Genomic DNA, 22403 nt, shown 5'->3' on the forward strand with positions numbered 1-22403 from the left:
TCCAGATCACTCCCAGATGCTCTTCCAGCCGAGGTTGGCCATCGCACGTTGGAACGTCGCCTCAAGGCCTTCCAGGCGCCGCTGCCGCATCGCCGGGGTCGGCCGCCGGTAGACGCCCTTGATCCCACGATACTTGTGACCCATCTGTTCGTGCGCCAAAACCTCCGGAACCTCAAGCTCGGCCTGAAGGCTGTCGTGGAACTTCCGCAGCGTTCGGGAGGTGAGCCCAGGGAAAAGCGGCTCCCACGCCTCCTGCGGCGGCCCGCCTCGACCGCGGGGGCGTTCCTCCCGACCGTCGGCCGCCGGCCGGAGGGCAGTGTGCCAGGTCGACCTCCACCACATCTTCCCGGTCGGGGTGCAGAACATGATGTCGTGGGGCGACGTGTGCTTACGGTCCGCGAGAAGGGCGGCGAGGAAGGGCGGCACGTCCACGTCGCGCGCGCTCTGCGGGTTCTTCGGAGGCTCGAAGCCTCGAAAGGTCGACCGCTTGCCGTCGGCGTCGTAGACGTAGTACTCGGCCCAGACGCCCTCTTCCTTGTCGATTCGGATGATCGGGCACTCGAAGACGCCGCCGTCGTACCGCTGTCTGCGGATCAGCAGGGTGTTGCGCCTGTGCAGGCCGCATGACTCCTCGTACCGGACGCCGGTCCACCCTTCGGTGACGATTTTGAGGCCGTTCCAGGGTCCCATTCGGCGGGCAGCCTCCAGCACCACCTCGGGCCGCGGAATCTCCTCCTCGTCCTCTTCCTGCTGGGTGTCGGCTTGCTTGACCTCGACCCGAAGTCCGGTCAGGCGGCGGTTGTACAGCGGGTTCACGGTGAGACGCTTCGCGTCCACGGCGCCCGTGAGGATCTGAGACAGCAGGCCGACGGCCGCGCGTACGGTGCTCTCGGCATACGACCTGCTTCGGTTCCGGGCCCACGTCTCGACGTCGAACCAGGTGAACGCGATAAGCGGGGTGTGTTCCCATTGGGGGAGGATGTGGTTGGCCAGTAGCTCGCGGCGGTTCATGGTGGTGCGGCCCCGAGGGGAGTCGCCCTGGGCCTCGAGCCAGAGCTTCACCCACGTGCCAAGCTTCCCGCGGGCGAGTTCCGGGTCCACCCAGGTGCCGGAGCGGATGGCGGCTTCCTGCTCGTCGCCCCAGTCCTCGGCCGTCTTTTTGGTGGCGAAACCAGGCTCAGAGCCCCAGGTTCCGTCCGGCTTCTTGTAGCGGGCGCGCCACGTATAGGACGTAGTCTTCTTCCCGTCGCGGACCTTGAACACTTTCTCGGCGTACGCCAAGGGGCACCCCTCTTGTCCTGGCAGGCGGGGCCTGCCGTTCCGCGAAGCCCCGCCGTGCCAAGGTGTGCCACTACACGTCGGCGTCGCAGATTGCCCGCAGGAGGTCCGGGTCCTTACGGAGCCACTGATCGAGCTTGAGTGCCTGGGCCTCGGTGAGGCGCTGGGCATTCAGTTCGACCATCAGCACGCCGGCCTTCCGTCGGACGACCACTAGGCCGTCGTGGGGGACGAAGTCCGTCACGCGCTCGATCCGCATCCGCATGGGGCGGCCCCCCTACCTGTGTTGGGTGACCCCCCTCACTCAGGTAGCGGAATCTTTACACACGTTTGGCATATGCGCAGGGGTTTCGCAGTGTGTCGTGTGATTGTCGACTTACTGCGTGTCGTCCTCGGAGAAGATCTCGTGGGCAGCCCGCTGAAGCCGGCTCCACTTCTTCTCCAGCTCGCGCCGCTCTTCGGGCGTGAGGTCCCTTCCTTCGCCCTCCTTCCAGATGATCACCACGTCACCGTCGTCGGGCGAGCTGAGCGTGACTGCTGTGGCATCGGCAACGCGGCCGCCAAGCAGGGCTGCCTTCACTCGTCCGGTCAGACTGTCGAGAAGTTCGTCAACCTCGGTGTCTTCGATGTCAGTTCCTGGCGGGACATCGCCATGCCCTCCGCGAACGATCGGGGCGCCGCCGGCCAGTACAGCCTCGACGCTGTCCTCGGTCCAGCCGAACCGACGAGCGGCCGCTCGGTGCAGTGGCGTGATCTTGGAGTAGCGATGGCCGCTTTCCATCTTCTGGACCGCCGACCGCCCGACACCCAGCTCCTGCGCAAGCTGGGGCTGCGTTAGCTCGAGGTCGTCTCGCGCGGCGGCGATCGCGCTTGAAAGGCGAGCCCAGTCTCTGTCCATGGGCACATCATGCCGCATCCTCATGCAACCGCAGAGCTCGGATCCGGCCGTTTGACCTGCATTTAAGGCTGGCTTGGGTTGCATGGCGGGCCGCGCGCCCCCGGCATGGCATGCATTGCATGCCTCAAAGTGCATCGAAAGTGCGCCGAGACTGCTTGCAAAGCAAGCTCTCCCGTGGTTGTCTTCTCTCGTGACGCCGAACGGATCCGCAATCAGAGCCTTCCGGACTGCTTGCAATGTAAGCCTCAGAGAGCTTGCTTTGCGGACTGGGCGTGACCGCAGTCATCTGTCCCGAGTGGAACGCGGGCTGGCTGGGGCGAGCGAGGAGACGATCCGCGCGATAGCCGCTGCCCTGTCCGTCCCCGTGGCCGCTCTTAATCGAGAGGAACAGCCGTGACCACGAAGAAGGTCGCGCACTCCACCCTCGCCACCGAGTTCACGGCCGAGGAGCGTCTCCGGCTCTACACCGCCGAGCAGGTCATCGAGAAGGGGCTCCTGCCCTACACCGTTCGCACGCTCAAGATCGCCGCAAACCAGAAGCGCATCCCGCACATCACGGTGAACCGCAAAATCCGATTCCGGCTGGCCGACATCAAGGCCATCCAGGAGGCCTCGGCCGTCGACCCGGCCACCCGCGGCCGTCGTCGCGCCGCCTGACCCCTCAGACATGGGTCGGGCCCCCGTCGGGATGCCGCCCGTACGAGAGCCCTTGGCCCACCCGTGCGTCAAACGATCACGAAAGAGAGGTGGACCTGTGTCCATCATCCCCTACACGTCCCCGGAGACCGCAACCGCGGTCCGGGACAACGCCGAGCTCCTGAACCGCCAGATCGACGGTGCGCTCACGAAGCTGACCGCGCCGGCCACGCAGTTGGTGGTCGAGGACCCGTGGCTGGACCGCTGGTACGACGTGCTGGATGGTCGGGCGGAGAGCCTGCTGCCGGTGTGGTCGCCGGAGACTGTCGCGCTGGTCGCGGAGTTCGCGGCGCGGACGGGCGGTGCGCTGTGACCGCGTTGGTGGATGTGTCGGTGCTGCGGTGGCTGCCGGCGGTCGAGGTCGACCTGGCCGCGGCACGCGTGGCGGTGGCCGGGCTGACGGCTCGGGTGCCGGGTTCGGTGCTGGACGTGAACGTGTCGTCGGACGGCCGCGCGGTGTCGGTGCAGGTCGTGGACGTGGCCGCGCTGAGCATCTGGTTCGACCTGTTCGGCCGGGCGGCGGGTGGTACGTCGTCGCGGGATGGCGGCGGGATGGCCTGGCACGTGCGGCTGACGGTGCCGGAGCTGCCCGGGGTCCGGATCGAGCTGACCGCGGTGTCCGGCGAGTTCGAGGTGCTGCCCAGGACGGCGTTGGTGCGGGCGATGTGTCCGTGGATGCCGCACCGGTGGGCGGTCGAGGACCGCGAGGCCGCGGCGTGGGCTCGGAGGGCGGCGTGATGGCCAAGCTCACCGTCACCGACAACTACCGCGTTGTCGTGACCGGCACCCTCGATCTGTCCCTGCCGATCGGGCCCCGGATCCAGGTGTGCGTCAAGGACGCGGTGATCGAGCCGCAGCGCCTCGGCGACCTGGGGTGGGTGTCGATGTCCGATCGGCTGGCCAGCCGGGACATCGGGGGCGATTACCGGCGTCGGTGCGAGGAGATCGTGCAGGCCCTACGCGCCCAGCATCCGGGCATCAAGGCCGCGATCGAGTTCGACACCACCGAGACGTGCTCGCACTGCGGGCTCGACTGGGACGAGTGGACGACCGAGAGCGCCGAACGGTGGCCGGACGAGGACTACGTCGTCGGTGAGCCGCTGTGTTGTGACGAGGCCCAGTCGAAGTACCGCGCGGCCCGGGCGGGGACGGCGTGATGGCCGGGGACCTGCCGGTGCGTCGGGAGATGGCCGCCGAGGCGCCGCTGATGGAGCGGTACATGGACGCCTACGGGGACGACCTGTGGGCGTGGCCGCCGAGCGTGCAGCTCCAGTACGCGGCCGAGGTCGCGGAGCTGCGGGAGCAGTGGCTGCGGGGTGAGGTCCAGTGATGCTCACCGCCCTGATCGCCCTGTCCGTCGGCGCGTTCGCCCTACTGCTGTGGCTGGACTGGCGGGCCCGTCGCCGGGTGCGTCCGGTCCGGGCCGCCGAGGTGACGCCCGAGCAGATCCGGCACGTGGCCTCGCGGCAGCCCCGGGACGGTGACCGGTGATCGGCTGCCTCCGCTCTCTCGCCGCCCTGCGCATCGTGCGCGTCACCTGGCCGTACCCGGCCCTGGGGCTCGCCCGGCCCGACGGCCGCGGCTGGCTGATCTGCCGACTCCCCAAGAACTGATCCGCCCCGGCCGGGGCTCGGAGTCCCGGCCACTCCAACGGAGAACACGTTGAGCACTGAGATCGTCAGGGCCACCCCGGTCCACTCCCAGGCCCTGTCCCTGGGCATCATGTCCGCCCGCGACGCGTGGCTGTTCTGCGAGAGCCTCGCGAAGGCCAACATCCTGCCGCCGGAGTACCGCGGCAACCCCGGCTCCGTCCTGTGGGCGCTGGAATACGGCCGGGCCCTTGGCCTGGACGTGGTCACCACCATCACCACCATCCACGTCATCAAGGGCAAGCCCACCCAGTCCGCGGACCTGATGCTGTCCCGGGCCCGGACCGCCGGCCACAAGGTCCGGGTGCGGCCGGAGAACGAGCGGTGCGTCGTCAGCATCTGGCGGTCGGACGACCCGGACTTCGAGAACCGGACGGAGTGGACGCTGGACGACGCACGGAAGGCCCAGCTCTACCCGGGTAAGCCGGACTCGAACTGGGCGAAGTACACCCGTTCCATGCTGCGGGCCCGGGCCATCTCGGAGTGCGTGCGGTCGGCGTGCCCGGAGGTTCTGCACGGGGCGATCTACACGCCGGAGGAACTGGGCGCCTACGTCGACCAGGAGGGGAATCCGGTGGACGCCCCAGTGCAGCCACTCCGCGCGGTCCAGGCTGAGCCGGTCCGCGATTGGCTCGCGGAGGCCCGTGCAGCCGACAGCGCCGAGCAGGTTCGTGCGATCTACCGCGATGCCAGCGCGGCCGGCGCTCGGGATGAGCTGAACCGGATCGCCGAGATCGGCCGCGAGAAGGCCGCCCAACCTGCCGAGGTGGTCGAGGCAGAGCTGGTCGAGGACGACGGGCGTACGGCCGCTGTGGACGCCCTGCGGGGTGCCGCGCTGGCCGCTGGTGTCGCGTCGAGCATCGAGCAGGACTTCACCCAGTCGTACGGCGTGCCGATCGCCGAGGCCTCGGTCGAGCAGCTCGCGGAGATGACCGAGCTGCTGCGAGGTGCCGCGTGAGCCTCAAGGAGATCGCGGGCCGGGCGGCTGTGCTGCAGGCCCTGTACGAGGAGATTGGCGAGCAGTTGAAGGCCGCGAAGGCGGACCAGGCTGCGGGCCTGAAGGCCGCTCGTGAGGAGACGGGGGCGACCCGGATCGAGGCCTCGCTGCCGAACGGAACGGTTGTCGCCAAGGTGGCGCTGGTCAGCCCTGGCGCGGCCGCTGTGGTGGTCGACGAGGTCGCGTTCCTGGAGTGGGTGCGTGACAACCGGCCGGACCAGATCAAGCGCGAGTTCGTCACCAGCGTTCGGGAGACGTTCGTGAAGGCCCTGTTGAAGGAGCTCACGGCGGCGGGTGTGCCGCAGTGGGTGGACCAGGAGACGGGTGTTGTGCACGAGGTGCCTGGTGTGCGGATGCAGCCGCGTGCGTCGTACACCCGCATGACGTGGGAGAAGTCGGGGCCCGACGCCGTGGCGGAGGCCTGGCGTGCGGGCGAACTGGCGGCGCTGGTGCTGCCGGAGCTGACCGTGGGAGGTGCCTCGTGAGCTGGTGGCAGCAGCCGCTGGTCGGCTTCGACCTGGAGACCACAGGCGTCAACCCGGAGCAGGACCGGATCGTGACGGCCGCGGTCGTCATGGTGGGCCCGCGGCGGTCGGCCAACGCGGAGGACAACGCGGTGCGTTGGCTCGCGGTGGAGCGGTTCGGGTGGACTGTGGCTCCGGCTCCCGGTGTGGTGATTCCGGCGGCTGCAACGGCGGTGCACGGGATCACGACGGAGTACGCGTTGGCAGTCGGTCGGCCGGCGGCGCGGGTGGTGCAGGAGATCGGCATCGTCCTGGCCGAGCACATCGCCGCCGGCCGGCCGCTGGTGGCGATGAACGCTCCGTACGACTTCACGATGCTCGACCGGGAATCGGAGCGGCACGGCTACCAGCCGCTCGCGGTGCAGGCCGGCTGCGAGCCGATCGTGGTGGACCCGCTGGTACTGGACCGGCAGGTGGACCGGTACCGGCGGGGGAAGCGCACCCTCGGTGCGCTGTGCGAGCACTACGGGGTCCGCCTCGACGGTGCGCACGAGGCCGCTGCGGACGCGCTCGCTGCGGTCCGGGTGGCGGTCGAGATCGCCAGCCGTCACCCCGCGATCGGCGGGGCGTCGCTGGCGGACCTCCACGCGGCCCAGGCCGCCTGGGCGGGCGAGCAGGCGGACAGCCTGCGGCAGCACCTGGTCCGGCAGGGCCGCGACGCTACCAGCGTGCATGGGCACTGGCCGCTGATTCCCCGGCAGGAGGTGGCCAAGTGAGCGCCAACCAGCCTGGTGACACGGCCGAGCGTCTGCTGCCGATCGCGGCCGGCCTGGCGTGCATCGTCCGTGGCGAGGGCGGCCCGCGGGAGGTCGCCCACATCCTCGGGCAGCTGGACGCCTACGAGCGTGAGGTGATGATCGTGGTCCTCGCGGGCCTGGTGGATCCGGACCGGACGGTCGCCGACGTGCTCGGCTACCTGACTTGGGACGAGCACGAGCAGCCCGTGCCGGCGCCGACGGTGGAGAAGACGCTGCGGGAGATCGCGGTTATGCCCAACCTGCCGTCGCCGCTGGTCAGATGGCTGAAGGCCGAGCAGCAGCACGAGGCCCGTATGCGGTATCGGTCTGGGGAGACACAGGGCGAGATCGCTCAGTCCATGGGCCTTGATGTGCAGACCGTGGGCCGATGGGTTCGAGCGGCGGTGGCGGCGTGACGGCCCGGCGGTACACGGATCCGGCGGAGCGCGCGGAGGCGTGCAGCCCCTCGCTGGTGGCCACCGTGGTGTCCGAGAAGGACCGGGAGAGCGCCCGCCGGTACGTGGCCCGACGGGCCCGGGACGGCGGGGACGAGCAGCTGCTGCTGGCCGCTCTCGGCCTCGACCAGCCTCCGGCGTGACCTGCCGTCAGTGGCTGCCCGCGGTGCGCAAGTACTGCGGGCAACCGGCCCGGCCCTACATCCAGGGGCCGCGTTGCCCCGACCACACACCGGCCGCACAGGCCGGACGCCCCGAACCACCAGACCCCAAGGAGACGTGATGGGCCTCGACTTCAGCCACACGGAAGCGCACTGGACGTACACGGGTTTCATGCGGTTCCGCCGGGCGATCGCCACCCATGAGGGCATCGACCTCGACCAGATGAACGGCTTCCGCATCTACGGCAGCAACCAGCCCCAGATCCCTTGGACGGCCGTCACCACGGCGCTCCGTCCGCTCCTCGACCACTCGGACTGCGACGGCGAGCTGTCGCCCGAGGAGTGCCGCCTGGTCGCACCCAGGCTTCGCGAGGTGGTTAGTGCCGTGTGGCCGAAGGACTGCTACGACCGCACCCACGGCCTGCTCCTCGCCGACGGCATGGAGGCCGCAGCCGCCGCTGGCGAGCAGTTCGAGTTCTGCTGACGCCCGCCTGACTGCCTGGGGCGGGGTGACCGTCCCCCGCCCCAGGCCACCAACCCCTCACCGACCGCACTGCCGAGAGAAGCCACGATGGCCTGGGTCCGTATCTCCGACGACTTCTACGACCACCCCAAGTTCGACGCCGCGGGGTCCCTCGGTATCGCACTGTGGGCGGCCGGGCTGGCGTGGAGCAACCGGAACCTGACCGACGGGTACATCCCGCGGAAGACGGCCCTGCGGTTGCTGGACTTCGAGGACGCCGCGGAGGCAGTTAGTAGCGCTGACCGTAACGGCGTTACTAACGGGCCCCGTAACGGCTATGTCACACCGGATGTCGCGCGTTTCGTCGCCGATCGGCTCGTGAAGGCCGGCCTCTGGGAGGAGGTCGAGGGTGGGTTCGCCATCCACGACTACCTCGATTACCAGAAGTCGGCCGCCCAGATCACTGCCGAGCGTGACAAGAACGCTGCACGTCAAAAGGCTTTTCGGGACCGCCGAAGCACGGCAAAGGGCGAGTCAAGTCGTAACGGTGACCGTAACGGCGTTACTAACAGGCCCGTAACGCATGCTCCCAACCCCAACCCCAACCCACCTAAAGACAAGAGGACTACGTCCTCTTCGTCCACGGTCGGCGAGCCGCCCGCAGACCCACCGATCCGACACGACGTCGAACGCGTATGCCGAGCCCTGGCCGACGCCGTGGCCGCCAACGGCAGCCGCAAGCCCACCATCACCAAGGGCTGGCGCGACGCCGCCCGCCTCATGCTCGACAGGGACGGCATCGCCCTCGACGACGTCCTCGGCGCAATCCGCTGGTCCCAGGCCGACGAGTTCTGGCGCTCCAACGTCCTCTCGGTGCCAACCCTGCGCAAGCAATACGACCGGCTCCGCCTCGCCGCCCAACGCAACCGGCCCGGCGTCAACCTCCCGGCCCAGTCCCAGGGCCACCTGCCCGGCACAGACAGCCGCGTTGCCGAGCACTACGACCTCATGAACGAACTCCTCGCAGAAGGGAGCAAGTAATGGACCGCGTTGAAGCCACCAAACTTCTCGCCCATGCCGCCGCTTTCGATAACCGCAAGCCCAGCAAGGCCGCCAGCATCGCCTGGGCCGAAGCCCTCAAGGACATCCCCGCCGACCCCGATGCATTCGCCGCGGTTGCCAGGTTCTACTCCCAGCCCAGCCGGAACGGAGACCTCGACTCCACCCGCTGGATCCAGCCCCACCATGTCCGGGTCCTTCGCAAGGAGATCCGCGACGAACGCATCCCCGACGGCGCGTTCACCTACCCGCTGCCCGCCGGTTCCGAGACCGGCGCCGAGTTCGTTGAACGTCGACGCCAACAGATCACCGCCATTGCCGACGGCCGCATCGAAGCCGAACCCATTCGGCAACTCACCGGCGGACCCCACCCGTCCGTTGCCGACGCCCTCATGGGCGTGGGGCGCATGCCCAACCACGTTCGTGACGCCCTTGCCGACGCCCTGCCCGGCCGCAAGGCCCGCGAAGAAGCCCGACTCCGTGGCGAAGCCGACGCCCTTGCTGTTCCGTGCCCCTGGTGCCACTCCGCCGCCGACGACCCGTGCAAGCGCCGCAGGGGCGCCCGAGGCGACAAGCCCGGTACCTGGTTTCATCGTACAACCGTGCACCCCGGCCGGGTCGATGCCGCTGCCGTAGCAGCCCGAGCATGCCCCAACTGCCGAGCCCCGATGGGAGTGCCGTGCGCGCACCCTGACGGCCGGTTCCACGACGGCGTCCACCTGGGCCGATTGACCAACCAACCCGCCGCGTGATGGGCGCCCCGATGCCCACCGGCCTCCGCCGCCGCCGCGACCGCCCGCCCGAATGGCAGATCCCCTGCCCCGTCCCCACCTGCCGCGCCAAACCCGGCACCCCCTGCCACACCCCCACCGGCCGCCGCCTCACCGCCGACAGCCACCCCAGCCGCGCCGACGCCTGGATCGTCCAGACCACCCGCCCCGCCGCCTGAACGGAGTCACCGTCATGACCGGCCCACTGCTGCTGACCGTCACCCTCAACGGCATCAACCACCCCCTCGCTGCTTGCCGCTGGGTCCGCTACGAGCCCAACGGATGCGCCACCGGCAGCCTCCTCGGCGACGAAGCCACCAGCCCCGAGAGCGCTGCCGCCACGTTCACCACCGTTCGCCGCGACCGCGAGCGCGCCCACCGCCGCGGCGTCCGCTACCGCCTCGTCAGCCCCGACGAATGGCGCGACACCGTCCGGGCCTGCCTGCTCGGCGAATGCACCCACCGAACCGCCACCCAACCCGCCGCCTGAGGAGACCCCGATGCCGATCCGCCTGCACCGCCCCGCCGTCCGCGGCTGGCGTGCCCCCAAGGGAGCCATCTACGTCGGCCCCGGCAGCCGCTGGGCCAACCCCTGGCGCTGGCGCACCCGCGACGCCCTCGCCCGCGTCCCCGCCCTCGACGGCTCGGACTGGGAACTGGAGGACCGCATCAGCTCCGCCGGCCGCTGGCACCACTACAAGCACCCCGACGGCCGCGTCACCCCGCACGCGATCCGCTACATGACCCGGCAGGAATGCATTGACCTGTATCGGCAGGCCCTCACCGCCCCGACCGCCGACGTCCGGCTGTGGACCTACCCCGGGCCCGCACTCACCGTCGCCGACGCCCGCACCGAGCTCGCCGGCCACGACCTCGTCTGCCGGTGCGCGCTCGGCCAGCTCTGCCACGCAGACCTGCTGCTCGAACTCGCCACCCCCGCCGAGGAGAACGCCCGATGAACCAGCCCCAGCCCGCCGACCTGCTCGCCGTCGCTCGCCTCGCCGTTCTCTTCCGCATCGCCACCGAGGAGATCCACGTCTTCCGTGACCCCCTCCACGTTGGCGCTGGCATCACCCCCGGAACCCTCCGCCACCTCACCGAGACCCACTTGATCACCGTTGGCGACCACGAGCCAACACGCGGCCACTGCCTGACCCTCACTGACACCGGCAGGGACGCCCTCTACGCCGCCATCTCCACCCAGGAGGCCTGAGCCATGGACCAGCTCGACCTCGACGCCATCCAGGCCCGCACCGACGCCGCCACCCCCGGACCCTGGTGGGCCGACGACACCGACATCATCGTCGGCACCTCCGACGACCTCCAGCCCCACCCCGTCTGGATCGGCGAGACCGCCAACCCCGGAACGCCCAACGGCGGCCTGGCCAACGCCCAGTTCATTGCGGCTGCCCGCACCGACGTGCCCGCCCTGCTCGACCGGGTCCGGGAGCTCACCGCCGACCTCGCCGAGATGACGCACTGCCGCGACAACGCCATCCGAGCCCTCCGCCGCGACGACATCGACACCGACCTCGACATCGAGGACACCATCGCGAACGAGATGTCCGTCCAGGGCTGGGACTGGGAAGACGATGACGCGCCCCGCACCATCGCCACCATCCTCAGCCCCGTGATCCGGCCCGCCCTCGCGAAGGCCACCCAGCAGCGCGACGAGGCGCTCGCCCGGGTCCGGCAGCTGGAGGCCGAGCAGGCCGCCACCAAGGCCCCCACCATCCTGTGGCTCGCCGAGTACGACGGCACCGAGCCCACCCTCTGGAGCACCGAGGGCGGTGCACTCGAACACTGCAGCGCCATCGCCCGGACCGAGCTCACCTCCTGGGACTGGATCCCCGAAGACGGAGGCCAGCAGATCTACCGCGTCCACCCCGACACCGACGAGCCACTGGGCCCCGGACCCGGACGAGTCACCCCGCTCACCATCCAGACCAGCTGAGCCACCACCTGACGGCCCCGTGCGCGGCCAGGACCGGACCCCTACCGGCCGCGCACGGCCCCAGGCACCCCGAGTGCCACCCACACCACGAACGCCCGTTCTAGCCCCCGCCACGCACACCCACCACGGAGACCACCATGGACCAGCCGGACTTCAACCCCCGCACCCACCAGCTGTTCTGGATGCTGCTCGACGAGATCAAGCCCGCGCAGAACCGCTACCAGCGCGCACTCCGCAGGGCGCACTCCACCGCGACCGACAGTCCCGAGAACCTCGCCGCCCGGGCCAAGGGGAACACCGCGCTCGCCGAGATGGAGATGGCCATCCGCGAGTGGGTCGCCGCCACCGCCTGCACCTGCGGTCGGATCGCCATCGGCCTGGAGGTCACCGACCACCGCGAGTGGCACCGGGACTGCCGGCAGCACGGCGTCTACTCCACGTGGTGGAACTCCCCCGAGCAGCAGGCCGCGCGCGAGACCCGGCGCCAGTCGTCGATCGATCTGCAGGCCCGCGCCCGCGACGCCCGCCTCGCCGCCGGCGGTGCCCGGTGACCGACACCCCGCCGTCGCTCCCCGACGCCGACCTCGCCGACATCCGGACCCGGTTCGAACGTACGACAGAACCCGGTTGGCGCGACGTCACCGACATCGGACGCCTCCTCGGGGAGATCGACCGGCTCCGCGCCGAGGTGGACCGGCAGCGACACCGGTGGGCGAAGTCCCAGGACCGCGCCTGGGAATCCCACCTCGCCGCCGAGGCCGCTGCCGAGACCCGCGACCAGTGCCACGCCCAGCTTCGCCACGCCCAGCAGGCCCTCGCCGACGTCCAGGCCGAACCCGACAGCCACGCCGCCCGCATCGTTAATTTTTACGCCGCTCTGACCAGCCTTGGCGAGCTGCACCACCCCACCTACTGGAACGGCCGGCAGATCTGCCCCGAATGCCAACGCCGATGGCCGTGCCGCACCTCCACCGCGATCGCCGCCGCCTGCGACACGACCAGCTGACACCCCACTGACGTCCGCCCGCACCCGCGGGCGGCCCAACCCAAGGAGAACCCAATGCCCGACGACACCACCACCGCGCCCGTGCCCTGCGGCGAGGGCCACTGCCTCTGCTACGGCACCGGCGAAGAGCACGCCAACTGCGCCTGCGGCTGCGACTGCCCCCGCGACGTCGAGGGCTGGCTCCTCGACGACGGCGACGACGACTGACCACCACCCGCCCCCGGCCTGCCGCCCACCAGCGGCAGGCCCCACCCCGAAGGAAACCCGTGACCGTCCACACCCGCCGCGAGATGACCATCCGCCGCGTTGCTCATGTCCTGCCCACCCCCGCCGTCGGCGCCGACCTCGGCAAAGCCTGGCGCGCCGCCCAGGCCGACTACCGTCGCGACTTCGCCGTCGATCCCAACCGGATGCTGCCCGACGACGCGCTGACCGTCACCGTCGGCGACAACGAGGTCGTCATCTCGTACGAGGTGACCGTCAAGTGCCGGGACACCATCAACCTCCGCACGGTGCTGGGCCAGGACGGCGGGGAGCAGTGACCCGCCCCCTCACCCAGCGCGAAGCCGACGTCCTCCGGTACGCCGCCCAGGGCTACAAGGACCACGAGATCGCCCGCGCCCTCGGCAGGGACACCACCGAGCGGGACATCCACAACGCCCGCCTCCGCGCCGTCCGAGCCACCGGTGCCCGCACCCTCGACCAGGCCATCCAGATCCACAACCAGCCCACCGGAGACCAGCCGTGAGCGGTGCCATCATCTGCCCCACGCGCTGCTGGCCCTGCCAGGCCGATCAGCACCACGCCGTGCCTGCCCCGCACCCATGGGCCGACGACGAAGACCGTGCCCACGCCGCCGCGACCGGGCAGCCCGAACCCACCGGCAACTGCGGCTGCTGGTGCGCCAAGCCCACCGCGTGACCGTCAGCCCCTGGCTGGTCCTGGCCGGCGCCCTCGCAGGCGCCGGCCTCGCAGCAACCCTCCTCGCCCTCCACCCCTGGAGACGCGCATGACCACCTGGTTCCCCCTCGCCGCCTGCAGCCCCCTCGTCCTCTGGTGGGCCTGCCGCATCGCCACCGCCCGGAGGACCCCCATGCCCCACCTGCCCGACGACATCGGCATCCAGCCCGCCACCGACGGGCGGCCCGCCATCCTCTGGGCCCGCTACGGCCACACCGTGCACCTCAGCGCCGTCCCCGATACCCAGACCGACCACGAGGAGGACCCGTCGTGACCGGCGCGTGGCAGCCCACCCCCGGCGCCGCGCTGACCGACCGTGAGCTGCAGTACCTGCGGCTCATGGCTGACGGCCACACCCGCGACAGCGCCGCCCGTGCCATGGGCATCACCGTCGGAGGCGCCAACCACCACGCACGCCACGTGCTGATCAAGCTCAGCGCGGCATCCATGGCCCAAGCCGTCTGGAAGGGGCGCCGCCTCCTCACGCGCCACCCACCGGACGACACCCCCACCACCTGCCCCACAGGATGCGCCGGCGACCGCAGCGCCTACCGCCAACACCTGCGCCGCGGCGAGACAGCCTGCACCGCCAGCCGCCGCGCAAACGCCGCCCACACCCAGCAATACCGCCAGAACAGGAGCACCGCCGCATGACCAGCGCCTACCAGCAGCAACTCGCTCAGCAGCTCCACGCGGCCGAGAACGAACTCGGCACGCTCCGGCAGCGGGTCGCCGCGTTCGACGCAACCGCCCGGCTTGCCGAGGCTGATCGTGACGGCGCCTACCGCGAGCGCGCCCACCTCACCGCCTGGCTCGCCACCATCCACCCCGCCGTCATCACGCCGGCCGTTGACATCGACGAGGACGGCTGGCAGCTCCTGTACATCACCGTCGGCGGCCGGCAGTTGTCCTGGCACATCCACCCCCGCGACGCCGAGCTGTACGCCCATGTCGAGCACGTCGACCCTGCCGACCCCCGCGCCCAATGGGACGGCCACACCGCGGCTGAGAAGTACCAGGTCATCCGCGAGCTGACGTTCGCCGAGTTGCGCGGGGACGCCCGCGCTGAGCAGGCCGAGGCCCGCATCGCCGCCGTCCGGGCGCTCGCCGACGTGCTTGAGACCGAGGAGGCGTACGGCGGATACGCCGACGCGAACAGCGAGGCCGCACGCCGGATCCGCGACACCCTCGACGCGCCCCAGCCCTCCCGCTCGCTCGCCGGAGCCCTCCTCGCCGCGCTCACCCACTCCGTGCGGGCCGCACAGGACCACGCCAGCGCCATGCAGAAGCTCGCCGCCGACCTACGTGAACACCCCTTCGCCGTCACCATCACGCCCGAGATCTCCCGCGCATGCGAGCCCGACTGCACCGCCGACCACACCGACCTCGACCACGTCCACGACCCCGAGTGCGGACGCTCCAATTCCGTCGGCGTCCGCAGCTGCACCCGCCCCGCCGACCACGACGGCTACCACCTCAACCACGACGGCAACACCTGGGACGACGACGACTGACGACCAGCGGACCGGACCCAGTCACGGCCGCGCGCGCCACCACCCCACACAAGCACCAGGAGACCACCGTGCCGAACGCCGGAGTGATCATCGTGCCCCAACCCGCCCACCACACCGGCTCGTCCACCAGCGTGCCGACCGGGTACCTCATCGGCTACATCGCCATTGCCCTCGCCGTGTGGGCCGTCGCCACCTACCTGCTCGCCAGGCACGACAAGGACTCGGGTGCGTTCCTGGCCGTCATCAGCGGCGCGCTCGCGGCCGTCTGCTGGCCCCTGACCGCCCTGGCCGCGCCGTTCTGGCTGCTGGCCCGAGCCGCGGCCCGCAAGCCCAAGCGCGGCTGACCTGCTGCACGACGAAGGGGCGCCCCCGAACCCACCACGGCCAGGGCGCCCCACGCGGTCCGAAAACCATACCGCCCAGCACCACAGGAGACCGGCATCATGCTCCCCGCCCCGCACCTGGACCGCCTCCGTACCCAGCTCGGCCAGATGCCCGAACTGATCACGCTCGCGCACCTCGCACTCCAGCCCGGCTCCGGCCGGCGCGGGGCACGCGTCTCCGGCGCCACCCGCACCGCGCCCCTCCCGTGCCGGGTGGACGTCCTGTCGCTCGTCGGCCCGACCGCGGCTGAGGCCGTCCACGACGACCACCACGACCAGGACGACACCCCCGGCCTCGACCTCCTCGTTTCCTGGGCCCGGACCGTCCTCGAGGACCGGCAGCGCGCCAACGACTGGAGCGGCTGGCTGACACCCGGCACCGGCATGCTGCACCCGCTCGACTGGCGGGAGTCCGACGTCAGCCTCGCCATCGGCTACCTGCTGATGCACCTCGACTGGGCCTCCGGCCGCCCGTACGCCCGCGACCTCGCTGACGAGATCGGCCGCCTCCACGGCCACCTCAACCGCGCCACCGGCATGCCCATAGCGGCCCCGGCCCGCCGCCAGGTCTGCCCCACCTGCCAGCACCTCACCATCACCGTGCGGCCCGACGGCTGGCGCGAGTGCAGCAACCCCGATTGCCTCTCCGTCCGCACCGCGGACGAGTACGCCGCTCGCGCCGAGCAGGTCCTCGAGGAACTCGCCGCGGCCTGATGCGCCAGTGATGCGCGGCGGATGCGCCGCAGGTCAGAGACATGAAGCGGCCCCGCCCGGGATGGTCCGGGCGGGGCCGTGATGCGCGGGGATGCGTCAGGACTGCGGCTTCGGTTTCGCGCTGACGACCGTCCGTTCGCGCAACGGGGGGACGCCGCCCGCCTTGCTGATCCGGCCGACGTGCTGGCGTTCGTAGGGGACAAGCCGGGTCACCTCGGACGGTCCGAGCGTGCGGGCCATGAGCACATCCACGATGCCGGCGTTCAGGGCTTCGCGGGCCTCTTCCAGCTTGGTCTCGGCCTTCTCGTAGGCAGCACTGAGCTCGGCGAGCCTGGAACGTGCCGCCTGCTGGTCATCAGCGCTGGTCATGCACCGATGATGCCACGCCGCACGTCGGCGCTGATAGGGGCGAGACATGGAACCTCTTGATGCATCTTGACGTTGCAACCTCATGATGCAAGTATGGGTGAAGGCAGGCAGCAACGCCACCCCCAAGGGGAGGAACCCGATGCGCACCACCGCCAAGACCCGCACCCGCAACACCACCCAGGCCCGTGACACCAACCGGGCCACCCAGTACGCCACCCTCAACGGCCGCCTCCAGGCGATGCTCCAGCGCGGCGACATCACCCGCACCGGCGACCACCTCGACCGCCTCGGCATCCAACTCCCCGACGGCCAGCAGTCCTGGTACGGCCGCCACGTCGCCAAGGCCCACCGCGCCACCACCGGTCGCGACGCTTACAAGGCCTGGGTCCAGCACCGCACCACCGGCCGCTGGATCGCCGTGTACGTCTACACCCCCGACGCCCAGGCCCTGACCGCCGGCCTCTGGTCCTACAAGGGCACCCGGCCGTACGCCGCTGAGCTGTCCACGGAGGCCGCCTGATGCCCGCCACCGGTGACCTGCTCAGCCGGATCTCCGCCGACATCCTGACCGGCTGCCCGCACGACGGCGCCGACGAGGCCGAGTGCTGGGAGTGCCAGGACCAGCGCGCTGCTGACGCCGCCGAGTACCGCGCCTACGCCTACCACTGACCCGTCGCCACCTGCGACAGCTAGGAGCCATCACCGATGACCAGCACCAACCGCGCCGACTTCTTCAAGCCCGGCACTACCTACCACATCAACCCCAACGGCACCGCCCCCGAAATCCGCGCCGAGTTCATCTGCCACGGCGTCGGCACCAACCCGCGCAACGGCGAGAAGCGCGCCTTCGGCTTCTACCGCGTTGGCGCCTTCGACGACTGGTTCTCCACCGCGCTGCGGCCCGAGCAGTGGACGGACCACGACTGGTGGCGGCTGTGCACCGACCCGCAGTGCGCCAAGCACGCCGGTTTCTCGGACGAGGCCTAACACACGCCCAGCTCGGTGGCCCGCGAGTGCCGGCCACCGAGCCCGCCAACCACCCACCCGCATCCCCGGAGCACACCACCATGACCACCACCCCGCCCGACTGGGCCCGGACGGCAGCCGCCAACGTCAGCCGACACGCCGTCATGGCCCTCGTCCGCACCGCCGCCGCCTGCATGGCCGGCTGGTCCCTCTACGCCGTCGCCCGCCACTACCACGTGCCCCGCGAACTGGCCCTCGCCGCCGGCCTCGTCTTCGACGGCATCGCCTACCTCTGCCTCCGGTCCGCCAGCGACGCCATCCGAGCCGGACGCTCCGCCGCCCCCAGCATCCTCGCCACCCTCGGCATGGGCGCCACCAGCGTGTACCTCAACCTGGTCCACGCCGACATCACCAACGGCGGCCACCCCGCCCAGGTCCTCTACGCCTCCCCGGCCGTCGGCCTCCTCATCGTCTCCGCCCTCGCCTGGAACGCCGACCGGGCCACCGCGCGAGCCGAACGAGGCGAGTCCGCATTCCGGCCCCCCGCCTTCGGGCTCTGGGGCTGGCTCCTCGCCCACAACGAGGCCGCCACCGCCGTCCGTGAGCGTGCAGTCGGCCACGTGACCAGCGGCGCATCCGCCACGCATCAGCCCACACCCGCCATCGGACGCCGCAACCACCGGGCCGTCCTGCGCGAGCGCTTCGCCGCCATGGACCCGGCCGACGCCGTCGAGATCGCCGCCGCCTCCCACCCCAACATGAGCCCTGCCGAGCTCGCCGAGATGCTCGCCACCTACGGCATCACCGTCAGCACCCTCGACGTCGCGCTCATCCTCGGCGAGGCCGCCGTCCCCACCATCACACTCGACCGCGTCCCCCAGCCGGCCGCCGCTCCCGCCCCTGCGATCGGCGCCCAGATGCGACCGAATGCGGCACCGAATGCGCCCCAGGTCACGGGCATGACCAAGGCCGACGCCATTGTCGCCATGGCCCAGCACTTCGGCGGACTCAAAACCCCGGCCGAACCCATCGCCATCGCCCTCGCCAAGCAGGACATTACGGTCGACCTGGCATACATCCGGCATCGGCTCTCCAAGGCCCGCAGGGACGAGCAGAAGACTGTCGAGGAACAGGCCTCGCTTGCCCAGCAGCAGGAGCGCTCCTCCGGCACCGGGTTCTACCCGTGACTGCCGTGCTCTGGTGGGCGGTCCCCGCCGCCTTCGTCATCGGCTACCTGGCCGGGTGCTTCCTCAGCCGCCGCGCCCAGCGTGTGATCGCCGCCATCGCGCTCAGCCCCCTTGCCCTCGTACTCCTCTACACCCTCCTCTGGAGCTAGCCATGGGCCTCTGGTCCGTGCTCACCGGCGGCAAGCCCGCCGCCCCGACCGGCCGTACCCCGCGCGAGCAGGCGCGCCGTGCCGCCGAGATCCACCGCATCGACGCTGGCACCACCGCCTGGCTCCGCCGCGGCGGCATCGGTCCCCGGAAGGACCGCTGACCATGACCATCCCCCCGCCCCCCGACCAGCCGCCCACCGCCGGCATGCCCCAGCCCGAGTCCGAGTCCCGTGGCACGTGGTGGAGCAAGAACGGCCCGTGGAGCCAGCCCAAGCCCAAGCCCACCAACCTTCGCAAGACCGAGTCCACCGATACCGCCGAGGACCAGGCCGACACCGAGGAAACAGGGGAGACCAACGACTCCCAGCGCATCTGGGTGTCCGAGTTCGCCGACCAGCTCGCCGCCCGGCTCGGCACCCGAATCGGCACGATCCTCACCGAGACCCCGGACGAGCGCGCCGAGCGCGAGCGCACCGAACACGAGGCAACCTTCGAGGCCAAGGGCGAAACCGAACAGCAGCGCCGCCGACGTCACCGGCGCGAGGCCATCGTCCGCCGCCAACGCGCCTCCATCCTGTGGCGCCAGGACGACGCCGAACGCCGCCGCCGCTTCCGCCGCTGGTGCATCCTCACCGCCGCATCCGCCGCATCCGGCTACCTCCTGCACCTGCCCCAGCTCCTCACCGCCGTACCACTGCCCGTCGGCGTCGGCGCCGTGATCCTCGGCTGGGCATTCGACCGCAAGATGCGTGGCGGCGGCCACGTCCGCGTCACCCAGGTCCGCGGGCCCGCCGTCATCTACCTCTGCGCGGTCCGCATCCCCCTCGCCTCCGCCCTCATCGCTGTCCTCGGCCTCACCCCGCTCTTCGCCCTCACCCACCACTGACCAGGAGACCTCCCATGCTCGGCACCTTCGGCACCGGCGGCATCCTCATCGTCGTCATCCTCCTTCTCATCGCCCACAAGCGCGGCGGCGGCAAGTTCCAGCCCGTCAAGTCCCACCATGTCTTCTACTGGGGCGCAGTCATCGGACTCACCGCAGCCAGCGCGGGAACCGCCATCCAGAAAATCGGCCTGGTCGGCACCGAATTCTCCAACGCGCTCACCAAGCAGTCCGAGACGTTCGGCAACGTCGGCCCGGCGGCTGTTGCCGCAGCCATCGTTGTCATCGCCTTTTGCTTCAAGGCCAGCTTCCCCAAGGACTTGCTGTGCGGGATCGCCGCCCCCGGGATCCTCAGCGCCGCGGCCAACTTCTGGGCCGTCCCCGTGGGCATCTTCACCTCCCTCCTGCACACCGTGGCCAGCTGATGACCTACCTCGAAGACGCCCTCACCCTCCACGCCGAGACCCTGGCCGCGTGGAACGAAGCCCGCACTGCGGCCCGCAAGATCAAGGACCCCGCCGAGCGTGCCGCCGCCCTTGAGGTCCTCAAGGGGAAGCGACCCGTCCACCCCTACTTCGGCGGCCTCTCCCTCACCGCCCTGCGCCAGGGCAACCACCGCCTGCTCGCCCCGATCCGGGCCCGCCACGCCGACGCCAAGGCCGAGCACGCTGAGACCTTCAACGCGTGGAAAGAGCGACGCACCAAGGCCTTGGAGATCAAGGACCCCGCCGAGCGTGCCAAGACCCTCGAAGCCCTCAAGGGCGAGCGGCCCACCCACCCCCGCACGGTCATGATCGGATGCGCGGTCGTCTCCGCCGCCCTGCTGGCCGGCATCCCCGCCGTCCGCCACTACGCCCCGGTCTCCATCACCACCGGCCTCACCCTGTGGATGATCACCGCCCTGGTCCTCGGCCAGAAGCGCCCCGACCACACACAGCAACCGCCCGCCGAGCAAACCCGAAAGAGCACCCCCGAGGCCGACGGCCGGGAGCCCGACGAGGAGCCCGAGGAGGATGCCGAGGAGGAGCCCTCGCCGACCGAACCGACCCCCGCCGAAGCCCGCCACGTGGTGGCCGTCCTGGGGGCCGACGGCACCCACGTCGCCCGCACCATCGTGGCCGCCCGCCTCGCCGCCGCACACCCCCTCTGGAAGCCGTCCGCAAAGGCCGTCACCGCCCTCCTCACCCAGGCCGGCGTGCGGGTCCGCGACGGGGTCAGGGTGGACGGCGTCAGCGTGCCCGGCATCCACCACGACGACGTGCCCCCGCTCCCCTCCTCCACGACCTCCACCCGTGGTCCCGGCGTTGTTGCAGGTCAGAGCGACAACAACAACCACAACAACGCCGAAGAGCGGCCCACCCGAGAGGGGTTCGTCATGCGCGCCGACCCCGACGATCCGGCCCGGACGATCATCGTCAGCCGCGCCGCCACCGCCTGATCCATCGACACGAGAGGCACCGCCATGACCACCTACCAGTGGCCGAACAAGATCGTCCCCGAGTTCACGCTGGAGGAGCTGACCGCAGCTCTCCAGGCCGCCGAGAAGGGCGACCAGCAGATGAACCCCGCCGTGGTCGAGAGCTGCCGCCGCGAGTGGGAGCGCCGCCACGGCCTCTCCTCCGAAGACTGACCCCGGCCACATCCAGAGAGGACCGCCATGACCACCGCTGAGCAGCTTGCCGCCGCCGAGGGCCGTCTCACCGAGCTGCAGCTCCGCTTCGTCGCAGTCGCCTGGGACGCCGACGAGCGCGGCCGGGTCTACACCGCGATCTGCGAGACCCGCCGCGAGATCGACCGCCTGACCAGCCTCCAGCCGACCGCCTGACCCCCACCAAAACCAACGGAGAACCAGCGATGAGCACGCCCATGACCCGCGAACAGATGATCTCTACCCTGCAGCAGGCGGTCGGCCTGAGCGCCGACACCGCCGCCCGGATCGCCGACATCGGCCTCACCACCGACACCTGGCAGGGACTCGCCGCAGCCATCGCCGCCGGCGTCGCCCGCGGGGAGGCCTGGGCCCTGGAGGCCACCTGGCCCGACGTGGCGAAGATCGGCCGCCACTGAACTCGCCCCGGGGCGGCCGCACAGCCGGCAAGCAGACCGACCGCCCCGGGCCCTCCACCACCCACCAACGAGCAGGGAGACCCACATCATGGCCTACGCCAACGGCACCGACCAGCAGCCCGAGCCGATCGTGGTCGAGCGCGGCCCCGGCATCAGCGTCGAGTGGCCCCAGCCCACCCCGCAGCCTCAGCCCGAGAAGTAGCCACCACCCACCCCGCCCGCCCGCCCCGGTACTACCCGAGGCGGGCGGCCGCACGAGAGGATGAACCATGAGCACCGAGTACGACGCCAGCGTCGACGCCGCGGCAGCCCTACTCCTGGCCGCCATCACCATGCGCGACCTGGCCAACGCCATGGCACCCCAGGTGTACGCCGCCATGCCCGACGACATCCGCCACCGAGTCGACACCCCCAACTACATGTCCGCATTCGATGCACTGCCCCAGGACCTTAAGCAGGCCGCCCGCCTGATCGTGGACGGCAACCCGGACATCCGCAGGGCCCGCCGCATCGACGCAGGAGAGCTCGCATGAACCGCACCCGCCCGGATTGGCGTGCCTCCCG

48 protein-coding genes are annotated in these 22403 nt (G+C 70.8%); 44 read left to right on the top strand and 4 right to left on the bottom strand.

Annotation, left to right across the window (positions count from 1 at the left end):
- Nucleotides 1–6: 6 nt before the first annotated feature.
- The 3 genes from ACFVGO_RS12230 to ACFVGO_RS12240 all read right to left on the bottom strand — a co-directional run bounded on the left by ACFVGO_RS12230 (nt 7) and on the right by ACFVGO_RS12240 (nt 2176).
- Nucleotides 7–1281: a hypothetical protein gene (locus tag ACFVGO_RS12230; RefSeq protein WP_380631498.1), complete on the bottom strand. Its 1275-nt coding sequence runs from the start codon at nt 1279–1281 to the stop codon at nt 7–9.
- 70 nt (nt 1282–1351) lie between these two features.
- A complete protein-coding gene (locus tag ACFVGO_RS12235; RefSeq protein WP_380631500.1) occupies nt 1352–1543 on the bottom strand; it encodes a hypothetical protein in 192 nt (63 codons plus the stop codon).
- Between the two features lie 111 nt (nt 1544–1654).
- On the bottom strand, nt 1655–2176 hold the full coding sequence (locus ACFVGO_RS12240) for a helix-turn-helix transcriptional regulator (protein ID WP_380631502.1): 522 nt from the start codon (nt 2174–2176) through the stop codon (nt 1655–1657).
- Nucleotides 2177–2258: 82 nt separating this feature from the next.
- On the opposite strand from ACFVGO_RS12240, the gene ACFVGO_RS12245 reads away from it, so the two are divergent.
- From ACFVGO_RS12245 to ACFVGO_RS12395, 31 genes are all read left to right on the top strand, one after another.
- Nucleotides 2259–2573 (top strand): helix-turn-helix domain-containing protein, encoded by a 315-nt coding sequence (locus ACFVGO_RS12245; protein WP_380631504.1) that lies wholly within the window; start codon nt 2259–2261, stop codon nt 2571–2573.
- The gene (locus ACFVGO_RS12250; protein ID WP_380631506.1) at nt 2570–2833 is read left to right on the top strand and encodes a hypothetical protein; all 264 of its coding nucleotides are present in this window, start codon (nt 2570–2572) and stop codon (nt 2831–2833) included. Before ACFVGO_RS12245 ends, ACFVGO_RS12250 begins: the two co-directional genes overlap by 4 nt.
- Nucleotides 2834–2930: 97 nt before the next feature.
- Nucleotides 2931–3185, top strand: a complete 255-nt coding sequence (locus ACFVGO_RS12255; RefSeq protein WP_380631508.1) for a hypothetical protein — start codon at nt 2931–2933, stop codon at nt 3183–3185.
- The gene (locus ACFVGO_RS12260) at nt 3182–3610 is read left to right on the top strand and encodes a hypothetical protein (RefSeq protein WP_380631510.1); all 429 of its coding nucleotides are present in this window, start codon (nt 3182–3184) and stop codon (nt 3608–3610) included. The genes ACFVGO_RS12255 and ACFVGO_RS12260 overlap by 4 nt, the downstream gene beginning before the upstream one ends.
- Nucleotides 3610–4029, top strand: a complete 420-nt coding sequence (locus ACFVGO_RS12265) for a hypothetical protein (protein ID WP_380631512.1) — start codon at nt 3610–3612, stop codon at nt 4027–4029. Before ACFVGO_RS12260 ends, ACFVGO_RS12265 begins: the two co-directional genes overlap by 1 nt.
- Nucleotides 4029–4202, top strand: coding sequence for a hypothetical protein (locus ACFVGO_RS12270; protein ID WP_380631514.1), 174 nt, complete (start codon nt 4029–4031; stop codon nt 4200–4202). Before ACFVGO_RS12265 ends, ACFVGO_RS12270 begins: the two co-directional genes overlap by 1 nt.
- Nucleotides 4202–4363: a hypothetical protein gene (locus ACFVGO_RS12275; RefSeq protein WP_380631516.1), complete on the top strand. Its 162-nt coding sequence runs from the start codon at nt 4202–4204 to the stop codon at nt 4361–4363. The genes ACFVGO_RS12270 and ACFVGO_RS12275 overlap by 1 nt, the downstream gene beginning before the upstream one ends.
- Entirely contained in the window at nt 4360–4485 is a 126-nt protein-coding gene (locus tag ACFVGO_RS12280; protein WP_380631518.1) for a hypothetical protein, read from the top strand. Before ACFVGO_RS12275 ends, ACFVGO_RS12280 begins: the two co-directional genes overlap by 4 nt.
- A 49-nt stretch (nt 4486–4534) precedes the next feature.
- The gene (locus ACFVGO_RS12285; protein WP_380631520.1) at nt 4535–5479 is read left to right on the top strand and encodes a recombinase RecT; all 945 of its coding nucleotides are present in this window, start codon (nt 4535–4537) and stop codon (nt 5477–5479) included.
- On the top strand, nt 5476–6003 hold the full coding sequence (locus ACFVGO_RS12290; protein WP_380631522.1) for a hypothetical protein: 528 nt from the start codon (nt 5476–5478) through the stop codon (nt 6001–6003). The genes ACFVGO_RS12285 and ACFVGO_RS12290 overlap by 4 nt, the downstream gene beginning before the upstream one ends.
- Nucleotides 6000–6758, top strand: coding sequence for an exonuclease domain-containing protein (locus tag ACFVGO_RS12295; protein WP_380631524.1), 759 nt, complete (start codon nt 6000–6002; stop codon nt 6756–6758). The genes ACFVGO_RS12290 and ACFVGO_RS12295 overlap by 4 nt, the downstream gene beginning before the upstream one ends.
- Nucleotides 6755–7195, top strand: a complete 441-nt coding sequence (locus tag ACFVGO_RS12300) for a hypothetical protein (RefSeq protein ID WP_380631526.1) — start codon at nt 6755–6757, stop codon at nt 7193–7195. The genes ACFVGO_RS12295 and ACFVGO_RS12300 overlap by 4 nt, the downstream gene beginning before the upstream one ends.
- Nucleotides 7168–7377, top strand: coding sequence for a hypothetical protein (locus tag ACFVGO_RS12305; RefSeq protein ID WP_380631528.1), 210 nt, complete (start codon nt 7168–7170; stop codon nt 7375–7377). Before ACFVGO_RS12300 ends, ACFVGO_RS12305 begins: the two co-directional genes overlap by 28 nt.
- A 139-nt stretch (nt 7378–7516) precedes the next feature.
- Nucleotides 7517–7879, top strand: coding sequence for a hypothetical protein (locus ACFVGO_RS12310; RefSeq protein ID WP_380631530.1), 363 nt, complete (start codon nt 7517–7519; stop codon nt 7877–7879).
- Nucleotides 7880–7966: 87 nt separating this feature from the next.
- Nucleotides 7967–8899, top strand: a complete 933-nt coding sequence (locus tag ACFVGO_RS12315) for a hypothetical protein (RefSeq protein ID WP_380631532.1) — start codon at nt 7967–7969, stop codon at nt 8897–8899.
- Nucleotides 8899–9669, top strand: coding sequence for a hypothetical protein (locus tag ACFVGO_RS12320; protein WP_380631534.1), 771 nt, complete (start codon nt 8899–8901; stop codon nt 9667–9669). The genes ACFVGO_RS12315 and ACFVGO_RS12320 overlap by 1 nt, the downstream gene beginning before the upstream one ends.
- A gap of 11 nt (nt 9670–9680) precedes the next feature.
- Nucleotides 9681–9866 (top strand): hypothetical protein, encoded by a 186-nt coding sequence (locus ACFVGO_RS12325; protein ID WP_380631536.1) that lies wholly within the window; start codon nt 9681–9683, stop codon nt 9864–9866.
- 14 nt (nt 9867–9880) lie between these two features.
- Entirely contained in the window at nt 9881–10177 is a 297-nt protein-coding gene (locus ACFVGO_RS12330; RefSeq protein ID WP_380631538.1) for a hypothetical protein, read from the top strand.
- A gap of 10 nt (nt 10178–10187) precedes the next feature.
- On the top strand, nt 10188–10646 hold the full coding sequence (locus tag ACFVGO_RS12335; RefSeq protein WP_380631540.1) for a DUF4326 domain-containing protein: 459 nt from the start codon (nt 10188–10190) through the stop codon (nt 10644–10646).
- Nucleotides 10643–10900 (top strand): hypothetical protein, encoded by a 258-nt coding sequence (locus ACFVGO_RS12340; RefSeq protein ID WP_380631542.1) that lies wholly within the window; start codon nt 10643–10645, stop codon nt 10898–10900. The genes ACFVGO_RS12335 and ACFVGO_RS12340 overlap by 4 nt, the downstream gene beginning before the upstream one ends.
- A gap of 3 nt (nt 10901–10903) precedes the next feature.
- Nucleotides 10904–11641 carry a hypothetical protein gene (locus tag ACFVGO_RS12345; RefSeq protein WP_380631544.1) on the top strand — a complete coding sequence of 246 codons (738 nt, stop codon included), beginning with the start codon at nt 10904–10906 and terminating at the stop codon, nt 11639–11641.
- 137 nt (nt 11642–11778) lie between these two features.
- Complete coding sequence (locus ACFVGO_RS12350) at nt 11779–12192, top strand: hypothetical protein (RefSeq protein WP_380631546.1); 414 nt, start codon at nt 11779–11781, stop codon at nt 12190–12192.
- Nucleotides 12189–12647: a hypothetical protein gene (locus ACFVGO_RS12355; RefSeq protein WP_380631548.1), complete on the top strand. Its 459-nt coding sequence runs from the start codon at nt 12189–12191 to the stop codon at nt 12645–12647. Before ACFVGO_RS12350 ends, ACFVGO_RS12355 begins: the two co-directional genes overlap by 4 nt.
- Nucleotides 12648–12701: 54 nt before the next feature.
- A complete protein-coding gene (locus ACFVGO_RS12360; RefSeq protein ID WP_380631550.1) occupies nt 12702–12854 on the top strand; it encodes a hypothetical protein in 153 nt (50 codons plus the stop codon).
- A gap of 59 nt (nt 12855–12913) precedes the next feature.
- A complete protein-coding gene (locus ACFVGO_RS12365; protein ID WP_380631552.1) occupies nt 12914–13189 on the top strand; it encodes a hypothetical protein in 276 nt (91 codons plus the stop codon).
- Nucleotides 13186–13395 (top strand): LuxR C-terminal-related transcriptional regulator, encoded by a 210-nt coding sequence (locus ACFVGO_RS12370; RefSeq protein WP_380631554.1) that lies wholly within the window; start codon nt 13186–13188, stop codon nt 13393–13395. Before ACFVGO_RS12365 ends, ACFVGO_RS12370 begins: the two co-directional genes overlap by 4 nt.
- A gap of 261 nt (nt 13396–13656) precedes the next feature.
- Nucleotides 13657–13881: a hypothetical protein gene (locus ACFVGO_RS12375; protein ID WP_380631556.1), complete on the top strand. Its 225-nt coding sequence runs from the start codon at nt 13657–13659 to the stop codon at nt 13879–13881.
- Nucleotides 13878–14261: a response regulator transcription factor gene (locus ACFVGO_RS12380; protein WP_380631558.1), complete on the top strand. Its 384-nt coding sequence runs from the start codon at nt 13878–13880 to the stop codon at nt 14259–14261. Before ACFVGO_RS12375 ends, ACFVGO_RS12380 begins: the two co-directional genes overlap by 4 nt.
- Nucleotides 14258–15121, top strand: a complete 864-nt coding sequence (locus ACFVGO_RS12385; RefSeq protein WP_380631560.1) for a hypothetical protein — start codon at nt 14258–14260, stop codon at nt 15119–15121. Before ACFVGO_RS12380 ends, ACFVGO_RS12385 begins: the two co-directional genes overlap by 4 nt.
- A gap of 68 nt (nt 15122–15189) precedes the next feature.
- A complete protein-coding gene (locus tag ACFVGO_RS12390) occupies nt 15190–15465 on the top strand; it encodes a hypothetical protein (RefSeq protein WP_380631562.1) in 276 nt (91 codons plus the stop codon).
- A gap of 99 nt (nt 15466–15564) precedes the next feature.
- The gene (locus ACFVGO_RS12395; protein ID WP_380631564.1) at nt 15565–16218 is read left to right on the top strand and encodes a hypothetical protein; all 654 of its coding nucleotides are present in this window, start codon (nt 15565–15567) and stop codon (nt 16216–16218) included.
- A 96-nt stretch (nt 16219–16314) separates the two neighbouring features.
- Here the strand turns inward: ACFVGO_RS12395 and ACFVGO_RS12400 are convergent, their stop codons facing one another.
- Entirely contained in the window at nt 16315–16587 is a 273-nt protein-coding gene (locus ACFVGO_RS12400; protein WP_380631566.1) for a hypothetical protein, read from the bottom strand.
- Nucleotides 16588–16726: 139 nt separating this feature from the next.
- On the opposite strand from ACFVGO_RS12400, the gene ACFVGO_RS12405 reads away from it, so the two are divergent.
- The 13 genes from ACFVGO_RS12405 (at nt 16727) to ACFVGO_RS12465 (ending at nt 22372) form a co-directional block, all read left to right on the top strand.
- Entirely contained in the window at nt 16727–17107 is a 381-nt protein-coding gene (locus tag ACFVGO_RS12405; RefSeq protein ID WP_380631568.1) for a hypothetical protein, read from the top strand.
- On the top strand, nt 17107–17256 hold the full coding sequence (locus ACFVGO_RS12410) for a hypothetical protein (protein WP_380631570.1): 150 nt from the start codon (nt 17107–17109) through the stop codon (nt 17254–17256). Before ACFVGO_RS12405 ends, ACFVGO_RS12410 begins: the two co-directional genes overlap by 1 nt.
- 36 nt (nt 17257–17292) lie before the next feature.
- A complete protein-coding gene (locus ACFVGO_RS12415) occupies nt 17293–17574 on the top strand; it encodes a hypothetical protein (protein WP_380631572.1) in 282 nt (93 codons plus the stop codon).
- An 80-nt stretch (nt 17575–17654) separates the two neighbouring features.
- Nucleotides 17655–18740, top strand: coding sequence for a hypothetical protein (locus ACFVGO_RS12420; protein ID WP_380631574.1), 1086 nt, complete (start codon nt 17655–17657; stop codon nt 18738–18740).
- Nucleotides 18737–18889 (top strand): hypothetical protein, encoded by a 153-nt coding sequence (locus ACFVGO_RS12425; RefSeq protein WP_380631576.1) that lies wholly within the window; start codon nt 18737–18739, stop codon nt 18887–18889. The genes ACFVGO_RS12420 and ACFVGO_RS12425 overlap by 4 nt, the downstream gene beginning before the upstream one ends.
- 2 nt (nt 18890–18891) lie before the next feature.
- The gene (locus ACFVGO_RS12430; RefSeq protein ID WP_380631578.1) at nt 18892–19050 is read left to right on the top strand and encodes a hypothetical protein; all 159 of its coding nucleotides are present in this window, start codon (nt 18892–18894) and stop codon (nt 19048–19050) included.
- A gap of 2 nt (nt 19051–19052) precedes the next feature.
- Nucleotides 19053–19775, top strand: coding sequence for a hypothetical protein (locus ACFVGO_RS12435; RefSeq protein WP_380631580.1), 723 nt, complete (start codon nt 19053–19055; stop codon nt 19773–19775).
- Nucleotides 19776–19789: 14 nt separating this feature from the next.
- Complete coding sequence (locus ACFVGO_RS12440) at nt 19790–20197, top strand: hypothetical protein (RefSeq protein ID WP_380631582.1); 408 nt, start codon at nt 19790–19792, stop codon at nt 20195–20197.
- Nucleotides 20197–21210: a hypothetical protein gene (locus ACFVGO_RS12445; RefSeq protein ID WP_380631584.1), complete on the top strand. Its 1014-nt coding sequence runs from the start codon at nt 20197–20199 to the stop codon at nt 21208–21210. Before ACFVGO_RS12440 ends, ACFVGO_RS12445 begins: the two co-directional genes overlap by 1 nt.
- Before the next feature lie 24 nt (nt 21211–21234).
- Nucleotides 21235–21402 carry a hypothetical protein gene (locus ACFVGO_RS12450; RefSeq protein ID WP_380631586.1) on the top strand — a complete coding sequence of 56 codons (168 nt, stop codon included), beginning with the start codon at nt 21235–21237 and terminating at the stop codon, nt 21400–21402.
- Nucleotides 21403–21429: 27 nt separating this feature from the next.
- On the top strand, nt 21430–21597 hold the full coding sequence (locus ACFVGO_RS12455) for a hypothetical protein (RefSeq protein WP_380631588.1): 168 nt from the start codon (nt 21430–21432) through the stop codon (nt 21595–21597).
- Nucleotides 21598–21626: 29 nt separating this feature from the next.
- A complete protein-coding gene (locus tag ACFVGO_RS12460; RefSeq protein WP_380631590.1) occupies nt 21627–21839 on the top strand; it encodes a hypothetical protein in 213 nt (70 codons plus the stop codon).
- A 269-nt stretch (nt 21840–22108) separates the two neighbouring features.
- On the top strand, nt 22109–22372 hold the full coding sequence (locus ACFVGO_RS12465; protein ID WP_380631592.1) for a hypothetical protein: 264 nt from the start codon (nt 22109–22111) through the stop codon (nt 22370–22372).
- Nucleotides 22373–22403: the final 31 nt, after the last annotated feature.

This window comes from Kitasatospora sp. NPDC057738 (genome assembly GCF_042798815.1).
GTDB lineage: Bacteria > Actinomycetota > Actinomycetes > Streptomycetales > Streptomycetaceae > Kitasatospora > Kitasatospora lactacystinica.

Coding starts and splice junctions, on each gene's coding strand:
- ACFVGO_RS12235 (WP_380631500.1), bottom strand. CDS start 1,543: ATGCGGATGCGGATCGAGCGCGTGACGGACTTCGTCCCCCACGACGGC.
- ACFVGO_RS12240 (WP_380631502.1), bottom strand. CDS start 2,176: ATGGACAGAGACTGGGCTCGCCTTTCAAGCGCGATCGCCGCCGCGCGA.
- ACFVGO_RS12245 (WP_380631504.1), top strand. CDS start 2,259: ATGGCGGGCCGCGCGCCCCCGGCATGGCATGCATTGCATGCCTCAAAG.
- ACFVGO_RS12265 (WP_380631512.1), top strand. CDS start 3,610: ATGGCCAAGCTCACCGTCACCGACAACTACCGCGTTGTCGTGACCGGC.
- ACFVGO_RS12270 (WP_380631514.1), top strand. CDS start 4,029: ATGGCCGGGGACCTGCCGGTGCGTCGGGAGATGGCCGCCGAGGCGCCG.
- ACFVGO_RS12275 (WP_380631516.1), top strand. CDS start 4,202: ATGCTCACCGCCCTGATCGCCCTGTCCGTCGGCGCGTTCGCCCTACTG.
- ACFVGO_RS12305 (WP_380631528.1), top strand. CDS start 7,168: ATGGGTTCGAGCGGCGGTGGCGGCGTGACGGCCCGGCGGTACACGGAT.
- ACFVGO_RS12310 (WP_380631530.1), top strand. CDS start 7,517: ATGGGCCTCGACTTCAGCCACACGGAAGCGCACTGGACGTACACGGGT.
- ACFVGO_RS12315 (WP_380631532.1), top strand. CDS start 7,967: ATGGCCTGGGTCCGTATCTCCGACGACTTCTACGACCACCCCAAGTTC.
- ACFVGO_RS12320 (WP_380631534.1), top strand. CDS start 8,899: ATGGACCGCGTTGAAGCCACCAAACTTCTCGCCCATGCCGCCGCTTTC.
- ACFVGO_RS12325 (WP_380631536.1), top strand. CDS start 9,681: ATGCCCACCGGCCTCCGCCGCCGCCGCGACCGCCCGCCCGAATGGCAG.
- ACFVGO_RS12330 (WP_380631538.1), top strand. CDS start 9,881: ATGACCGGCCCACTGCTGCTGACCGTCACCCTCAACGGCATCAACCAC.
- ACFVGO_RS12335 (WP_380631540.1), top strand. CDS start 10,188: ATGCCGATCCGCCTGCACCGCCCCGCCGTCCGCGGCTGGCGTGCCCCC.
- ACFVGO_RS12340 (WP_380631542.1), top strand. CDS start 10,643: ATGAACCAGCCCCAGCCCGCCGACCTGCTCGCCGTCGCTCGCCTCGCC.
- ACFVGO_RS12345 (WP_380631544.1), top strand. CDS start 10,904: ATGGACCAGCTCGACCTCGACGCCATCCAGGCCCGCACCGACGCCGCC.
- ACFVGO_RS12350 (WP_380631546.1), top strand. CDS start 11,779: ATGGACCAGCCGGACTTCAACCCCCGCACCCACCAGCTGTTCTGGATG.
- ACFVGO_RS12360 (WP_380631550.1), top strand. CDS start 12,702: ATGCCCGACGACACCACCACCGCGCCCGTGCCCTGCGGCGAGGGCCAC.
- ACFVGO_RS12375 (WP_380631556.1), top strand. CDS start 13,657: ATGACCACCTGGTTCCCCCTCGCCGCCTGCAGCCCCCTCGTCCTCTGG.
- ACFVGO_RS12385 (WP_380631560.1), top strand. CDS start 14,258: ATGACCAGCGCCTACCAGCAGCAACTCGCTCAGCAGCTCCACGCGGCC.
- ACFVGO_RS12395 (WP_380631564.1), top strand. CDS start 15,565: ATGCTCCCCGCCCCGCACCTGGACCGCCTCCGTACCCAGCTCGGCCAG.
- ACFVGO_RS12400 (WP_380631566.1), bottom strand. CDS start 16,587: ATGACCAGCGCTGATGACCAGCAGGCGGCACGTTCCAGGCTCGCCGAG.
- ACFVGO_RS12405 (WP_380631568.1), top strand. CDS start 16,727: ATGCGCACCACCGCCAAGACCCGCACCCGCAACACCACCCAGGCCCGT.
- ACFVGO_RS12410 (WP_380631570.1), top strand. CDS start 17,107: ATGCCCGCCACCGGTGACCTGCTCAGCCGGATCTCCGCCGACATCCTG.
- ACFVGO_RS12415 (WP_380631572.1), top strand. CDS start 17,293: ATGACCAGCACCAACCGCGCCGACTTCTTCAAGCCCGGCACTACCTAC.
- ACFVGO_RS12420 (WP_380631574.1), top strand. CDS start 17,655: ATGACCACCACCCCGCCCGACTGGGCCCGGACGGCAGCCGCCAACGTC.
- ACFVGO_RS12430 (WP_380631578.1), top strand. CDS start 18,892: ATGGGCCTCTGGTCCGTGCTCACCGGCGGCAAGCCCGCCGCCCCGACC.
- ACFVGO_RS12435 (WP_380631580.1), top strand. CDS start 19,053: ATGACCATCCCCCCGCCCCCCGACCAGCCGCCCACCGCCGGCATGCCC.
- ACFVGO_RS12440 (WP_380631582.1), top strand. CDS start 19,790: ATGCTCGGCACCTTCGGCACCGGCGGCATCCTCATCGTCGTCATCCTC.
- ACFVGO_RS12445 (WP_380631584.1), top strand. CDS start 20,197: ATGACCTACCTCGAAGACGCCCTCACCCTCCACGCCGAGACCCTGGCC.
- ACFVGO_RS12450 (WP_380631586.1), top strand. CDS start 21,235: ATGACCACCTACCAGTGGCCGAACAAGATCGTCCCCGAGTTCACGCTG.
- ACFVGO_RS12455 (WP_380631588.1), top strand. CDS start 21,430: ATGACCACCGCTGAGCAGCTTGCCGCCGCCGAGGGCCGTCTCACCGAG.
- ACFVGO_RS12460 (WP_380631590.1), top strand. CDS start 21,627: ATGAGCACGCCCATGACCCGCGAACAGATGATCTCTACCCTGCAGCAG.
- ACFVGO_RS12465 (WP_380631592.1), top strand. CDS start 22,109: ATGAGCACCGAGTACGACGCCAGCGTCGACGCCGCGGCAGCCCTACTC.